Source organism: Streptomyces sp. NPDC104307 (genome assembly GCF_055584045.1).
Window position 1 is genome coordinate 123,236 of sequence record NZ_JBVJMU010000022.1, and the last position, 15,374, is coordinate 138,609.

13 protein-coding genes and 1 pseudogene are annotated in these 15,374 nt (G+C 69.8%); 8 read left to right on the top strand and 6 right to left on the bottom strand.

Annotation, left to right across the window (positions count from 1 at the left end):
* Window positions 1-49: 49 nt before the first annotated feature.
* Window positions 50-244 carry a hypothetical protein gene (locus ACZ601_RS35715; protein ID WP_469545677.1) on the top strand — a complete coding sequence of 65 codons (195 nt, stop codon included), beginning with the start codon at window positions 50-52 and terminating at the stop codon, window positions 242-244.
* Between the two features lie 198 nt (window positions 245-442).
* Window positions 443-1,219, top strand: a complete 777-nt coding sequence (map, locus tag ACZ601_RS35720; protein WP_469545679.1) for a type I methionyl aminopeptidase — start codon at window positions 443-445, stop codon at window positions 1,217-1,219.
* 210 nt (window positions 1,220-1,429) lie between these two features.
* On the opposite strand, the gene ACZ601_RS35725 is transcribed toward map, so the two are convergent.
* Together ACZ601_RS35725 and ACZ601_RS35730 are read right to left on the bottom strand one after the other, a co-directional pair.
* Complete coding sequence (locus ACZ601_RS35725) at window positions 1,430-2,476, bottom strand: XRE family transcriptional regulator (protein WP_469545704.1); 1,047 nt, start codon at window positions 2,474-2,476, stop codon at window positions 1,430-1,432.
* 153 nt (window positions 2,477-2,629) lie between these two features.
* Window positions 2,630-2,788, bottom strand: a pseudogene (locus ACZ601_RS35730) (helix-turn-helix domain-containing protein); the annotation flags it as partial.
* A gap of 239 nt (window positions 2,789-3,027) precedes the next feature.
* Between ACZ601_RS35730 and ACZ601_RS35735 the strand changes: the two are divergent.
* The 3 genes from ACZ601_RS35735 to ACZ601_RS35745 are packed head-to-tail and all read left to right on the top strand — an operon-like array spanning window position 3,028 to window position 6,106.
* Entirely contained in the window at window positions 3,028-3,753 is a 726-nt protein-coding gene (locus ACZ601_RS35735) for an LbetaH domain-containing protein (protein WP_469545682.1), read from the top strand.
* Window positions 3,754-3,758: 5 nt separating this feature from the next.
* A complete protein-coding gene (locus tag ACZ601_RS35740; protein ID WP_469545684.1) occupies window positions 3,759-5,069 on the top strand; it encodes a UDP-N-acetylglucosamine 1-carboxyvinyltransferase in 1,311 nt (436 codons plus the stop codon).
* Complete coding sequence (locus ACZ601_RS35745) at window positions 5,069-6,106, top strand: serine hydrolase domain-containing protein (protein ID WP_469545686.1); 1,038 nt, start codon at window positions 5,069-5,071, stop codon at window positions 6,104-6,106. Before ACZ601_RS35740 ends, ACZ601_RS35745 begins: the two co-directional genes overlap by 1 nt.
* Before the next feature lie 201 nt (window positions 6,107-6,307).
* Here the strand turns inward: ACZ601_RS35745 and ACZ601_RS35750 are convergent, their stop codons facing one another.
* The 4 genes from ACZ601_RS35750 to ACZ601_RS35765 all read right to left on the bottom strand — a co-directional run bounded on the left by ACZ601_RS35750 (window position 6,308) and on the right by ACZ601_RS35765 (window position 10,575).
* On the bottom strand, window positions 6,308-7,321 hold the full coding sequence (locus ACZ601_RS35750) for a MarR family transcriptional regulator (protein ID WP_469545689.1): 1,014 nt from the start codon (window positions 7,319-7,321) through the stop codon (window positions 6,308-6,310).
* Window positions 7,322-7,740: 419 nt separating this feature from the next.
* Window positions 7,741-9,033: a hydrogenase expression protein HypA gene (locus ACZ601_RS35755; protein ID WP_469545691.1), complete on the bottom strand. Its 1,293-nt coding sequence runs from the start codon at window positions 9,031-9,033 to the stop codon at window positions 7,741-7,743.
* A 529-nt stretch (window positions 9,034-9,562) separates the two neighbouring features.
* Entirely contained in the window at window positions 9,563-9,904 is a 342-nt protein-coding gene (locus ACZ601_RS35760) for a hypothetical protein (protein ID WP_469545693.1), read from the bottom strand.
* The gene (locus ACZ601_RS35765; protein WP_469545695.1) at window positions 9,901-10,575 is read right to left on the bottom strand and encodes a DUF6232 family protein; all 675 of its coding nucleotides are present in this window, start codon (window positions 10,573-10,575) and stop codon (window positions 9,901-9,903) included. Before ACZ601_RS35765 ends, ACZ601_RS35760 begins: the two co-directional genes overlap by 4 nt.
* A gap of 321 nt (window positions 10,576-10,896) precedes the next feature.
* Between ACZ601_RS35765 and ACZ601_RS35770 the strand changes: the two genes are divergently transcribed.
* From ACZ601_RS35770 to ACZ601_RS35780, 3 genes are all read left to right on the top strand, one after another.
* The gene (locus ACZ601_RS35770) at window positions 10,897-11,142 is read left to right on the top strand and encodes a hypothetical protein (RefSeq protein ID WP_469545706.1); all 246 of its coding nucleotides are present in this window, start codon (window positions 10,897-10,899) and stop codon (window positions 11,140-11,142) included.
* Window positions 11,139-11,801, top strand: a complete 663-nt coding sequence (locus tag ACZ601_RS35775) for a hypothetical protein (RefSeq protein WP_469545697.1) — start codon at window positions 11,139-11,141, stop codon at window positions 11,799-11,801. The genes ACZ601_RS35770 and ACZ601_RS35775 overlap by 4 nt, the downstream gene beginning before the upstream one ends.
* 2 nt (window positions 11,802-11,803) lie before the next feature.
* Window positions 11,804-15,374 (top strand): putative T7SS-secreted protein (locus tag ACZ601_RS35780; RefSeq protein ID WP_469545698.1); only part of this gene is annotated, 3,571 nt, incomplete at its 3' end.

The window sequence follows — 15,374 nt, forward strand, 5'->3', positions numbered from 1 at the left end:
GTGGCCCTTACGGGGCCGTCCCCCAGGCACCCCACGAGGAGTGAACAGCATGGGCATCGCGGACCAGTTCAAGGACAAGGCGAAGGATCTTGCCGACCAGGCGCAGAAGAAGGCGAAGGACGGCAAGGGCGGTGGGCAGGACCGGTCGCAGGACATGTCCGACCGGGCCTCCGACGCCACCGAGCAGGGCCGCGACAAGGCCCAGGGCGCGGCGGACGACGTGCGCGAGAAGTTCGACCGCTGACGACCGCTGACGACCGCGGTCGCGCGTGAGCGATGAGTGATGAGTGATGTGCGTTGAGGGGCGCGCCCGGGTTCGTTCCGGGCGCGCCCCTCCGTGCGTCATGGGCCGGAGAGCGGCATCTCGGACCGACCGTGACCCCATTCTTATACCGGTATAGTTAGACCGGTATAGTTATTGGACGCACCTGAGAGGTTCCCCGTGATCGAGATTCTGAACTCCGCGCGCCTTGAGCGGGCGAGGGGCACCGGCGCCCTGGTCGGAGACATCCTCCACGCGCTGAAGCGGCGCAGCGTGGTCGGGACGAACCTGCTGGACATCGACCAGTGGGCCAAGGAGATGATCATCGAGGCGGGGGCGCAGTCCTGCTACGTCGACTACGCGCCTTCCTTCGGACGCGGCCCGTTCGGGCACTACATCTGCACGGCCGTCAACGACGGAGTGCTCCACGGGCTTCCTCACGACTACGCGCTGGCGGACGGGGACCTGCTGACCCTCGACCTCGCCGTGGTCAGGGGCGGGGTGGCCGCAGACGCCGCGATCAGCTTCCTGGTGGGCAAGGCCAGGCCGGCGGAGAGCGTGGCGATGATCGAGACGACCGAACGCGCACTCGCCGCGGGCATCGCCGCCGCCAGGCCCGGGGCGCGCATCGGTGACCTCTCCCACGCCATCGGCACGGTCCTCGGCGAGGCGGGCTACCCGGTCAACACCGAGTTCGGAGGCCACGGCATCGGCTCGACCATGCACCAGGACCCACACGTCGCGAACACCGGACGGCCCGGCCGCGGATACAAGCTGCGCCCCGGACTGCTGCTCGCCCTGGAGCCGTGGGTCATGGCCGACACCGCCACACTCGTCACCGACGCAGACGGCTGGACCCTGCGCAGCGCGACGGGCTGCCGGACCGCGCACAGCGAGCACACCATCGCCATCACCGACAACGGAGCCGAAATCCTCACCCTGCCGACGGGCTCCTGACCGCGCCGGACCGCAACCCAGACGATTCCATCGCGCACGAAGGCACCGGAGCCGCACCCCTGCGCACCTGGTGGCAGCGCCTCTACCCGGCCCGGCTCGTTCTTCGGGGTGACGCCGCACTGGCCCAACTGGAAAGGAAAGCCTGGCGAGATGACCGGCTGAACGCCTGACGAACTGTTCACCCCCACCGCCTGCTGCTGAGCCCCGGTTCTATACGAGGATGCCGCTGCGTACCGCGAGACCGCGTAGCTCCGTTGAGGCGGGCCCGGACACCAGGAGACTGGAGACGAGCGACTTGGTCGCCGGCCGGGCGTGGGTCTCCTGGGGAGCGCAGTGTTCTGCGGCCAGCAGGGTGCGGATGCAGTCGCTGCGGCGGCCCAGGCGGTCGTAGGTGACGGCAATGTCGCTCAGTGCCCGGGAGCGGCGCTCGACACTGGGCAGCGCCTTGAAGGAGATGGAACGGGCGGCGGCGAGCGCGGCCAGTGGATCACCGGCGTAGTTCTCGGCGGAGATGCGGTGGAGCTGCACGGTGACGGGGCTGAAGCCACCGCCATGGTCGCGGACCAGGGTGGCGCCGCCGAGTTCCTTGGCGATGGCCGCGGCCTCGTCGGTCAGCTCCCGCATTCCATCGCGGTCGCCCCGCCTGGCCAGAGTGTAGGCCGCACTCTGGACAAGGAGACCGCGTACTGCCGCACCGGCTCGTCCGGTGTCGCGCAAGTCGGGGTGGTCGGCGGCGGACAGTGCGATCGACAGAGCCTCCCCATGCCATCCGGCCTTGCGGGCGAGCACGGCGAGTTGGCGGGCTGACTCGGCGACCGCAAGGGCGTCGCCGGCGGCCTCGGCGAGCTGGCGGGCGCGGTCGGCCGCCATCCAGCCCAACTGCTGCTCGTCCAGTTTGACGAGCATGCGGGTGGCCAGCAGGTAGCTCTTGGCCAGGAGCTTGTAGTCGTCCTCGGTGCCGCCGCCAGGCGTGTGCGCGTGGCCGGCCCGGATGAGGCGGGGCAGGCGCACGGCGAGGGAGGTGTAACGGCAGGCGTCGAAGTCGGCGAGCGCGCGGGTGAAATCGCTGGAGAGGGTCTCGGCCGGTGGTGCGGCGGGGGTCTTGCCCAGGCCGAGCATTGCGTCCCGCAGCCGGGCGACGAGCAGCTCGCCGAGCAGGGCTTCATCTGCCTGGACGGTTCCGCTCCCAAACGCTGGGGTTGTGGCCGCCGTGGCGGCGGTGGCAGCCAGGCCCGCAAGCAACTTCCTTCGCTGCAAAGGATCTTCACCGCCCTCCGACCCGGGTCTACCCAGCCTATGGGCGGGCATGCGGGGGAAGTCGCCAGTTGCTCCGATCGGTTGACCGTGTCGGATCTCCGGTCGCGGCATGAGCGGGGCCAGGCCGAATGCCCGGTGCGGGAGTTCGAGGGAGTCGGCGAAGCACCGCAGCACATCGACGTCGGTCATCGGGGAGATGCCCCGCTCGTACCGGGAAACCTGGGCCCCGGAGTATCCGGTCAACTTCCCCAGTTCGGCGAGCGTGAGGCCCTTTGACTGCCGGGTCTGCCGTATCAGTTCCCCGGGCTTCACATCGGCCCCAAGGATCGCTCATGCTTCGCTGACCGCATCAGTACCTCGTTCCCGCCGATAGCCGAGGCTGCGCCGCTTCAACCGTAGTCCTGGGACAGTGCGGCCAACAGGTCGTTTGCATGAGATGCAAACGGCTTTGCAGGACAGGACAGCGCCCCTCCCGCCGGCGGGCCAGTCGCGGCGACCGTCGAGAACGAGTGGCCCGCAGACAGAGGCCGCTCCGATCCCGGGAGGTCCTGATGCAGTCCGCGAATCCCGTCCCGCCCCCGGCGCTCGCCGCCGACGCCCGTCTCACCCCCGCCTACTACGTTCGCTCCGAGGGCCTCGGTCCGTACGTCAGTGGCCTGTTGGCCGGGTGCACAAGCGTCTTCGACATCAAGGCCGCCATGGCCTCCGACCTCGACATAGGCGGCGAGCAGCTGCGCGATGGCCAGGGCGTCGTCGAGAACGGGGCCCTTCTCCAGGGCGAAGTGGTCGTCCAGGCCGGGGCCCGGATCGAGGCGGGCGCCCAGGTGATCGGTCCGGTCCTGATCTGCACCGACGCTGTCGTGGCGGCCGGCGCGCTGGTCCGCGGCCACAGCGTGATCGGCCCCGGCTGCCGGATCGGGTTCGGCGCGGAAATCACCCGAAGCCTGCTGGCGGGGCACGTCTTCGTGAAGCACCCCTGCTTCATCGGTGACTCCGTGATCGGACGGCGTGTCAACATCGGCTCGTTCTGCTCCACCACCGGACTGCGGTGCGACCGCGGTCCCATTGCCGAACCGGCGCTGGAGGAGATCACCGTCAACCTCGACGGGCAGCGCATCCCCACCGGCCAGACGAAATTCGGCGCTGTCATCGGCGACGAGGTGGCCCTGCCCGCCGGAACCGTGCTCTCGCCGGGCACCCTGATCGGGCCCGGCACAGTGGTCTACCCCCGTGCTCACATCGGCGGTTTCCTGCCCGCCGGCTCCCGGGTCCGGTGACGGCCGTGACCACCGAACCCACCCACGAAGCCATGGACACCACCCTCGTGCAGGTCACCGGTGGGCACCCACTGTCCGGCCGGCTCCCGGTGCAAGGCAGCAAGAACATCGCCCTCCACCTCTACGCCGCCGCTCTCCTGGCCGACGTCCCGGTCGTCCTGACGAGCGCGCCGGACATCATCGACACCGGAGTGTGCGCGCAAATCCTGCGTCGCACCGGAGCCCAAGTCACATTCGACGATGGCCGCTTCACGGTGTCCTCGCCGAGTGACATCTGCCCGGCCATCCATCCCGCGCTCGGCCGTCGGGTCCGTACGACCGCTGTGCTGGCCGCCGCTGTGCTGGCCCGGACCGGGCAGGTGGCCTTCCCCTATCCAGGCGGCGACGCGTTCTGCCCGAGGCTTATCGACCGGCACCTCGCGGCGATGCAGGCCGCGGGTGCCGAAGTCATCGCGGGCGACACCGGCATCCGAGCTCTGTGCGGTGCTCGCGGGGTGAGGGCCTTCACCGTGGACGTGAACACGCCGTACGGGCCGAGCCTGGGAGCGACGGTGTCCGCGATGCTGCTGGCCGCCCGTGCCCACGGCACCAGCCTGATCACCCATCCGTCCATCGAGCCGGAGGTCACCGAGACCGCCCGCTTCCTCGCCGGCCGGGGTGTCCTCGTCCACTTCAACCACGAGGGCTTGCACGTGTCCGGCGGCGGCTGGATCGCCGGCGGCACATTCGCGGTGGCCGGGGACCGCATCGAGGCGGCGACCATGGTCATGGCCACCGCCGCGACCGGCGGCACTGTCCACCTCGACAACATCACCACCACCGATCTGCCCGAAGGGCTCACCCACGCTCTTTCCGAAGCCGGCATCACCCTGACCGACACCCCGAGCGGTGGCGTGCGTACGCATCTGCACGGGCCGCTGCGAGCCATTGAGGCAGCGACCGGTCCGCACCCGGGTCTGCCTACCGACACCGCACCCCAACTGGCCGCGATGCTCACTCAGGCCGACGGCGCTTCCCTCATCGGTGAACACGTCTACTCCCGCCGCGACACCCACGTCCAGGGGCTACGCGCGCTCGGCGGCGACGTCACCACCACCGGTTCCACGATCCGCGTCCGCGGGCCGGTACGACTCCGTGGCACCCAGGTCGAAGCCGCAGATATTCGTGCGGTGACCGCGCTGCTGATCGCCGCTCTCGCAGCCGACGGCACCTCTACGATCCGAGGAATGTTCCATGTCCGGCGCGGCTACGGTCACCTGCTGCCCAATCTGGCCACGCTGGGAGCCGAGATCACCACCATCCCCGGAGGCCACTGATGCCCGTCCCGTTCACCGTCGATGACACCACCCAGCTGTGGGAGATCCTCGACCGGGTCGTCACCGACGGCGCGACCCCGGGCGGCGTCGTCGCCTACGGAATCACCGGCGCCGACCCCCAGTACCTCAGCGCCGGCAAGGTGGCCCCCGAGTGTGGCGACGTCGAGCCCGACCGGGACACCGCCTACGACATCGCCTCCCTGACGAAGGTCGTCGCCACCTGGCCCCTCCTTGGGCAGGCTCTGGACGCCGGGCTGCTCGACCTCGACGCCCCGGTCCGCGACTTCCTGCCGCCGATGAACAGCGAGACCCCCAGCGGCGAAGCGACCGTCCGCCAGCTGATCGCCCACACCTCGGGGCTACGGGCCTCCACCCGGCTCGACCACTACCGCGGCGCCAACCTGCCGCTCCACGAACTTCTCTGCCGCGAACCGCTGGAAGACGTCCCCGGTCAGCACCGGTACATCAACCGCGGCTACATCCTGCTCGGCCTGGCCCTCGCCCACATCCACGACCTCCCACTCGACCAGCTCGGCGGAGCGCTGTGGAGGACGCTCGGGATGAACGCCACCGTGTACGGTCCCGTCGCCCGCACCCACCAGGTCGCCCCGACCGAGCAGCGAATCCCTGGCGCCCCACGGATCTGGGGAACCCCGCACGACGACAACGCCGGCCTACTCGGCGGCATCGCCGGGCACGCAGGCGTCTTCTCCACCCCGGGCGACCTCGCCGTATACGCCCAGCGGCTCCTGGCCGCGCACGCGGACGGCGACGACCACGGACTGGGCGAGTGGCTGCGCTCCAGCCTCATTCCCCAGGCTCAGATCGAACCGGGCCTCGACCGGGGCCTGTCCTGGATCCTCGCCGCCGGCGGGCGCGTCGCGTACCACCACGGCTTCACCGGCACGAGCCTCTACCTCGCACCGGAGACGGGCCGCTACCTGGTGATCTGCACCAACGCCGTCTACCACGGCAACGCTCGTACCAAGATCGCCCCGCTGCGGGCCCTCGCCCTCAAGACGATCTCTGCCACCTGATGTACGGAGGCACCCCATGGGCGAGCTGCTGGCCGACCGCCGGGCCGACGCCGCTCCACACGCTCATCGCGCAACTCGTCGAGGACTACGCGGCATGATCGCGAGCCGGTCGGTGGTGTTCGTGAGCGAGGAATCAACTCGGCGCGGATCCGGCTGACAGCAGGTCAGGATGAGGTGCATGGAAAGCGTGTGGCCCCTCCGTCAGCGCAGTTTCAGCTGTTCGCGGAGGCGCTTCACGTGGGCCTGGATGTCGCGTTCGATCCCGGGCTCCTCGGCGGACGCCGGGCGGGCGGGTTCGCGGCAGGGGCCGCACAAGCCGTCCCGGAACGCTTCGGCCTTGCCCGGCGCGCCGCAATCGGTGCACTCGACCATCAGGCGGGGGGCTGACGTGTCGCCCTGCGGTGCGGGGACCGCGGCGGCGGGCCGGTGGGGCGGGAGCTTGGTGAGGAGGCGCTTCCGGACGAAGCCGAGCGGCGAGTCGACGGTCGCGGGCAGCCCTGCGGTGACGGCGTGGACGAGGTAGTCGGCGTCCACACCGCGTGCGAACCATTCGGCGGCCGACTCCTCCAGTTCCCGGCAGTCCTCCTCGGAGAGCCCCAGGCGCCGGTCGGCAGGGCCCAGCCGGGTCAGGGCCAGGTAGGCGGGTGACGCGCCTGCCGGGGCGGTGCGCTGTTGCGGTACGACCGGGGCGGGCGCGGGCGTGGGTGCCTCGGGTGTCGCGGGGGCTGCGGGGGCTACGGGTTCGGCCGGGACCCACGGGGGAGGGGGAGTGGCCGGTGCGGGCTCCGGTTGGTGCAGGCGGTGGCCCGCTTCGGCGGTGAGGAAGGTGTTCCACCACTCGTTGTCGCGGGCCGTGCGCGACCAGAAGGTGCGGGTGACCCAGCGGACGTTGTCGCCGTCACCAACCGCGCACCGCGCCTGGCGCAGGTGTCCGGCCACGCCCAGGGCCCGCAGCGCGCTGCCCACGGCCATCTGCCCGTACAGGGGCTGGCACTTGGCGAGCGACTTGATGTTCATCGCCGAGCCTTCGGGGAGCTGGTCGACGTATCCGGCGATGTACCGCTCCCGCTCCGGCAGGAACGCGAAGTCGTCGGCGCGGGGAGGGCGCTGGTCCGGGACGGAACGCTTCCCGTAGCCGGGGCTGGCCTTCGGGCATGGGGCGGGGGCCGGGACTGCGGGCGTCGGCGGGGCGGAGCTAAAGTTCTGGATAGCCACGAGATCGACTCTTTCTGCTTGCGATCTTGGGGTGAGACCCCGGCCGGTGCTTCAACACCGCGTCGGGGTCGTTTCGTCGGGGGCACCGTAAGCAGCCGCGACGCTGTGCCGCAAGTCGGTCACAAATAGTCACACTTGCTCGCCGTTACGGGTCAGGGAGGTAGGGAGGTTCTCCCAACCTCTTTCTTCTACCTACCGGTTGTCAGACATCGCTCGAATCTCGGAGCCCGGATCCCGACCCTCGGATCCCGAGGTTCGAGACTCGGGCCGCCCCTCCCTCACGTACCCACGAACGAGTGAACAGGCTCCCGACGCTCGGAGCTCGGAGCTCGACGTCTCGACGCTCGGGGCTCGACACCCGAGCCCCGAGCGTCGAGCCCCGAGGCTCGAACCCCGGGACTCCGTTCCCAGCGGGTGGCTTAGACCGTGAGCCTCACGGCCTCGAACCAGTGGTCGTTCGCGGTGGTGCCGACGAACATGTACTCGGGGCGCTTGTTCTTGCAGATCTGTGGGCCCCAGCCGCCACCGCCCATCTTGGCCGTGTGGCAGACGGAGCCGTTGCCGATGTTCATGGCGAAGCCCGTCAGGAACGGGGCGCCCTTCTTCGAGCTGCCGATGTAGTTGTTCTTGCCGTCCGCGACGACGGCCGTCCAGCTCGGGGCCCATTTGGAATTGCCGCTCGTCGAACCCGGGTCGTGCAGCAAGGCGTTGGCGGAGGAGCCATCGACGTTCCACACCGCGATGTTGAGGGCCGTGACCTTCTTACCCTGGTCCGTCGTGCCGGTGATGGTCCCGTCGCACACCGGCTGCTGCCAGCCGTGTTCTGCCACGAAGGCCCGGTAGCAGATGTGTCGCCCGTGGGGGTCGTTCTTCGCGAGGCTGTTCATAGCGCTGGCGGCCGTCCCCGGCGGTGCTTTCGCCGTCACAGTGGCCGTGGGCCGGGTCGCGGGCGCCTTCGGCGGCGGTGGCGGGGCGATCGCCGCCTTGAGGGTCGGCGTGGCGGACGGCCTCACCGTCTCCTTCTTCTTCTCCTTCTCCTTCTTCTTGCTCGGTGTCACGGAGGGCTTCGGTGACTCGCTGGTGTAGGTCTCCGGAGACACAGGGCGTTCGCTGTTCAGAACCGTGCCCGCCGCGTTCTGTGTCTGCTCCTTCTCGGGCTTGCGGTCGTTCTGGCCCGCCACGAGGAGCGGCACTGCGATCAGCACCGCACCGGCGATCGCCGCTGCGGCCAGCATCGGCTTCTTCAGACGGCCGTTGGGCGGTACGTCGTCCGCGTGCGTGCCCGCGCCGCCGCCGCCGTCTCCCGCCGCTGCCGCAGCGGCGGCGGGCGGGGTCCCCCCGACGGTGCGGGTGGTGGCGGGCGCTGCGGCCGGGTCAGGGTCCGGATCAGGTTCAGGGGACGCGGACGATGCCGACGTCGCCGAAGTGGCCCCGGCCGCCGCGGAGGTGGTCGACGTGGCCTCGGAGGGCTCCTCCGCAGCCGGCCCCGGAGCGCCACCCGACTGTTCCCCGGTCTCCTTCTGGCTGCCCGCAGCCTCGGGAGCCTCGTGGCGGGAGCTCTCGCTCTCCTCGCTGTTCTCGCTCTCCTCGCTCTCGCTCGAAGGGCTGCGCGCGCCCGCGTCCGGGCCGGCAGCAGGGGAGGAGGTGTCCTTGCCGTTGCGTGATCCGCCCGGCATCAGGGAGTCGCCGGGGTCTCCGGCCGTTCCTCGCATCGGAACCGCCCGGCGGACAGACACCGGTGAACTCGCGGACGGGTCGGCTGCCCCGGAGGGGCCTGCGGATGCGTCCGGCCGCGACGGTATGTGGCCGGAAGGATCATGCTCGCGTGCCATGCGGTTCCTTACTCACGTCTCGGTTGGGGCTCATGTCACGACCCGGTACCCACGGCGCCCGCCCACGGCTGGACTTCATCCGATCCAGCCGTTCCGGGGGAGCGAAGACCCGGTCGGGGCAGACGACTTCGCAGGAGGCAAAACCCATCGACAGGCGTTCGGCAGGGCAGTGCACCGGGCACGCGCCGACGTGCGGTGTCACGAGGCAAGCCCGAACAGCCCGGTTCCGGAACGACCGTACAGGAACTGCGTAGACCATGGTCGGCCGATCGGGCTCAAGGGCGTCAACGTCGTCGGTGTCGCCGCAGCTTCACGCATGCGGCGGAAGACATTTCCGATCCCGGACCAATCCGGTATTCCCAACTCGCCTCTAGGAGAGCCTTCCACGGGCCTGCACGGCGCACAGCCCCTAGTTCAGCAGTCCGAGTAGCCGCCCCACCGCCTCCGCTGCGGGCCGGCCCACCTCGCCGACCGTGGCCGCGATCTGCGCGACGGATGCCAGAACCATGCCGCGCTCACGCAGAGCGCTCCGGTCGGGGGTGAGCTCGGGCAGCGCGCCCTCGACGGTCCGGGCCTGGTCCGGGGCGAGGTGCGGGCGCAGCCCCCGCAGCGCGCGGGTGAGCTCCTCGACGGCGGCCCGGAGCTCGACGTCCTCTGCGGCACCGCCGACGGTGCCGTAGTTGATGCCGACGTTCTCGCGGCCGCCGTGCATGTTGACCACGGGCCCGTAGTAGTTCGACGCGTCGCTCACAGTTTGAACCCCGTGTTTCCCCGGCCGTTGTTCATGTTGACGACAGGGCCGTAGTTGTTCGTGCTGTTGTTGTGGAACTGCCGCACGATCGCGGTGAACTCGGCTTCCGGGTGGTCGATCGCGTACACGATCTGTCCGGCGATCTGGCGCAGCTCGTCCATGCTCGGCAGGGTCACGACCACCCTGGAGCCGCTGTTCATCTCGACGACCAGCACCGGCTTCGCCGACGCGATCAGCTCCTTGATGACGACGACCAGGCAGATCGCGACCACGATGAACACGAGGCTGCCGTTCCCGCTCTGCTCGACGTCGCCCGCGCTCGCGTAGTTGATCGCGGCATAGACGAGGACGGCGAGGATCAGCCACTGTACGAGGCGGCTGAAGGCCCTGCCCCAGTCGTGACTGAGCCTGAACGCGTCGACCCAGGTGACGTTGTGCAGCGGGACGGCCGCCGAGCCCACCCACAGCGTTCGCCTGCTGACCCGGAGGACCAGGGGGTCCCCCTTGCGGCGAGGCTGATCGCCGCCTCCGGGGTTCTGGAGGCGTCCGGGTATCGCGGAGCCGGGCTGGACGGGCCGTCCCTGCGGCGGCGGTGGGGGAGCCTTCGGCCGTGGGGGCGATGTGGGTGGCGGCTCTGGCGGTGGTGCGCCGACCGTTCCGGTGTCGTCCATGGCTCCCCCGTGTGATCGTCAGTCGCACCCGCATGCCGCAGGAGCACCATTAAGCGCCAAGGGTTGGTTGGGAGGCAGGCAAGAAGAAGCCAAATAGCCCTGTGATGGCCGGTACTTGGGCCTTGGTTGGCTGCCCTGACGTCGATCACGCGGTCAGTCGAGGACCAGGGCCCGCCCCGGGCGGTCGGAGACGAGCGCATCGTTGTTCCGCGGGTTGCGGTATCCGGCCGGGTGCTCGCCCGGAACCTCGGGAGAACCGGTCGTGTGCTGTCGCGCGTCCTGTTCTACGGTGCCTTTAGTCACCGACGACGGGGGAGAGGCATGGGTCGGGCAGGAGCAGTGCTCGCGGGGCGGATCGCCGAGCGCAGGTGCGGTGTTGGTGACCCGCAGGCGCTGTTGGGTGGGCGCATCGTTGATGAGATCGTGCCCGCGCTGGGTGAGCCGGCGGGCCTGGCCGTGGATATCGCGACCGAGGACGGGTCGATGTTCTTCCCGCCGGTCTCGGGCATCGTTCCGGAGGCGGTCGCCGTCGATACGGGTGAGGGCGACGAGGGGTCGGGCCGGTGAGCGGTGACGGGGCGGATCTGCATCTCGACAAGGAGTCGGTCACCAAGTTCACCAAGGGCCTGAACTCGACGATCGACGAGCTGGGTGATCTCGGCGGTGCGACGGGTTCGGTGATGGGCAAGGGTTTCTCGTCGTTGGCGATCACGGGGATGGAAGCCGGTCATCACGGTGTCTCGGTGGACTTCGAGGACTTCTGCGAACGCTGGGAGTGGGGGGTGCGTGCCCTGGTACGGGACGCGAGTGGGCTCGCGGACCGGCTCGGGCTGGCGGCGGGTACCCAGTGGGAGAACGACCAGTACCTGGCGGGCACCCTCAAGGTCGGCGCCAACGCCGTGTTCGGCGGGAATCCGCACGCGAGTGAGGAGGAGATCGCCCAGCAGGACTGGGGCGATATCTTCACGCCGGACTATCTGACCCCGGACTACAGCCCGGAGTCGTTCGAGAAGGCCGGCCAGGACATGGGCCAGACCTGGAAGGACACCGGCCGCACCGTCCTGACCGAGGGCTACGGCGGACGGCAGTCCGACATGTTCAACAACGCGCTCGGCGTGTCCGACGAGCAGTTCGACCAGATGCTGGACGACACGCTCGGCCCGTCACCGGAGGAACGCGCCCAGCAGGCGCAGCAGCAGGGTGAGTCGGAGCCGGGGGGCAACTGACTGTGGGTATAGGCGACTTCATCAAGGACATCACGCCCGATTCGGTCGAGGACGTGGTGGAGGACGGTGTCGAGTGGGCCGGTGACCGGGTCGAGGACGCCGGGAACTGGACGGCCGACCGACTGGACGACGTCGGCTGGGAGTCCGGGGCGGACTGGGTGCGCGAGCAGTCGCGTTCGGTCGCCAACCGGATGGGCGCCGAGGTCGACGAGATGGACCTCGGGCAGACCGAGGACAAGACCAAGCTGATCTACGGCAGCACGGGCAAGCTCGACGCCACCGTCACCAAACTCCGCGCCTTCCAGGCCGCCTTCGACAGCACCGGCGACGGACTGAAGGGGCTCGATTCCGGTCAGCTCAAGGGCGAGACGGCCGACGCGCTGCGCACGGCGGTGGGCACCCAGCCGGCCAAGTGGTACGCCGCGGCCGACGCCACCAGCAAGGCGCTCGGCGCCCTCGACTCGTTCGCCTCGACGGTGACCTGGGCGCAGGGCCAGGCGCAGACCGCGATCGACAAGTGGAAAGAGGGCGTCAAAGCCTCCGAGACCGCCGCTGACGCGCACCGCAAGAAGGTCGACGACTTCAACAAGGCGGTCGACCGCTACAACGCCAAACCGTCCGACAAGCGTGACCCCTCCGAGCTGCCGCCCCGGCCCGCCTCCACGTTCGAGGACCCGGGCAAGAAGCTGATGAAGGATGCGCAGGACATCCTGGCCGAGGCCCGCACCCAGCGGAACTCGGCTGCGCAGACCGCCCGCACGGCGATCAGTGCGGCCCGGGACATGGCGCCGAAGAAGCCTTCGTACACGGAGCAGCTCGGTGACGGGTTCGAGGAACTCCAGGTCATGCAGATGCACCTGGACGGTGGCATCATCAAGGCCACCGCAGGCACGCTCAACTTTGTCCGCGGGATCAACCCGATGGACCCTTACAACCTGACGCATCCGGCCGAGTACGTCACGTCCCTGAACAGCCTGGCCGCAGGTCTGGTGGTCGCCGCGAACGACCCGACCGGCACCGGCATTCAGATGGCCAAGGACTTCATGAAGGACCCGGCCGAGGGCTTCGGGCGGCTGATCCCCGACATCGCGCTGACCATCGCCACCGGTGGCGGCGGTGCCGCGGTGAAGGGTGTGCGTGTTGCCGATGAGGCGGCAGAGGCTGCCCGGCTGCGCCGGCTGGTCGATGACGCCCCGGAGGGCACCCACCGTCGCCCGGACGGGGAGCGTGTCAGTAAGGACACCGACCCGGTCGACCTGGCGACGGGCCGGATGTACTTGCCGCAGACCGATGTCACGATCCCCGGCATCCTGCCGCTGGTCTTCACGCGCCGCACCGAGTCCGGCCTGGCGGCCGGCCGCTTCCTGGGCCCGTCCTGGACGTCCACCGTCGACGAACGCCTCCAAATTGACGCCATCGGTGTCCTCCACGTCACCGCCGACGGGCTCCTGATCCACTACCCCCACCCGGTCCCAGGCGCGCCCACCACACCGGAGTCGGGCGCCTCCCGCACCCTGCTGGCCCGCGACGACAACGGCGACTACACGATCACCGACCCCGACAGCGGCCTGGTCCGCGACTTCAACGCTCCGGCCGGCGGCGAACCGGGATGCGATGGCGTGGCCTGGCTGTCGGACATCACCGAACGCAACGGCCACAGGGTCACCATCGACCGCGACGAGGACGGCCTGCCGCTGGCCCTGGCCCACTCCGCGGGCCACCAGGTGAACCTGTCCACCACCAACGGACTGGTCACCGCCCTCTCCCTGGCCGGCGCGGGTGAAGGCGGCGCGGACCTGCCGCTGATGTGCTATGGCTACCAGGACGGCAACCTCACCACCGTCAGCAAACCGTCCGGCGCCACGACCACGTTCCTCCACGACGACCGCCACCGCGTCACCGCCTGGATCGACTCCAACAACAGCCGCTACGACTACGTCTACGACGACCAGGACCGCGTCATAGCCGAGGGCGGTGAGGCCGGTCACGTCCAGATCACCCTGACGTACACCGACCCCGACCCCACGACGGGTCACCGCACCACCACACTCACCAGAGCTGACGGCCACACCACCCGCCATGTGTTCGGCTCCGGCTGCTACCCGCTGGCCGTCACCGACCCACTCGGCCACACCACTCGATTCACCCACGACTCACGCGGCAACCTCCTCACCCGCACCGACCCCCTGGGCCGCACCACCGCCTTCGCCTACGACGAAGACGACCGCCTCACCGCCACCACCCACACGGACGGAAGCGAACTACGCACCGTACGGGACCCCGTCGGACGGTCGGTGGAGGAAGTGGCTGCCGACGACACCCGGACGATTCATGAGTTCGACGAACGCGGCAACCGCACGGCGGCCACTGACCAGGCCGGCGCCACGACCCGCTGCACCTACGACCGCGCGGGCCGGCTCACCTCGGTCACCGACGCACTCGGCGCCACGACCCATGTGGTGTGCGACGCGGCGGGCAGGACCGTCGAGGTAACCGGCCCGACCGGCGCCGTCACCCGCACGGAAAGGGACGCCCTCGGCAGACCGGTTCGCGTCACCGACCCGTCGGGCGGCGTCACCCTCCTGGAATGGCACGCAGACGGACAACTCGCCCGACACACCGGCCCGGACGGCGCCACCGAGTCGTGGACGTACGACGGCGAGGGCAACCCGCTGACCCACACGGACGCGTCAGGCGGCGTCTCCCGCTGCGAATACACCCACTTCGACCTGCCACTCGCCCGTACCCTGCCCGACGGCACCCGCTACGAGTTCGAGCACGACAACTCACTGCGCCTCACCCGCGTCACCAACCCGCAAGACCTGACCTGGACCTACGAGTACGACGCGGCCGACCGCATCGTCTCCGAGACCGACTTCGACGGCCGCACCCTCACCTACCACATGGACGCCGCGGACGGACTGACCGCCCGCACCGACGCGCTCGGCGGGACCATCTCCTTCGAGCGCGACCAGGCCGGCCGGGTGGTCAGCAAGGACGTCGACGGCCAGGTGACGACCTACACCTACGACAGGGCCGGACTCCTGCTGGAGGCGACCGGTCCGGACACCGAACTCCGGTACCAGTATGACCGGCGCGGACTCACGAAGACCGAACTCGTCGACGGCCGCGCCATGAACTACTCCTACGACGCCCTGGGCCGTCGCACCCGTCGCACCACCCCCACCGGCCACGTCACCACCTACACCTACGCCGCGGACAGCACGACCCGGCACCTTACCAGCGGTGCTCACCGGATCGATTTCACCCACGACGCCGTGGGCCGGGAGCTGTCCCGCGTCTTCGGCGACACGGTCACCATGTCGTCGGCCTGGGACGAGGCGGGGCGGCTCTCCGCGCAGCACATCACCGCCGGAGCACGCTCCGTCAACAGCCGCGCCTACTCCTACCGAGCCGATGGCCACCTCCTGTCCATCGCCGACCGGAAGTCGGGCACCCGCACCTTCGACCTCGACGGGGCGGGCCGCGTCACCGCCGTCCACGCCAAGAACTGGACCGAGCGCTACGCCTACGACGACGCCGGCAACCAGACCTCGGCGTCCTGGCCCTCCC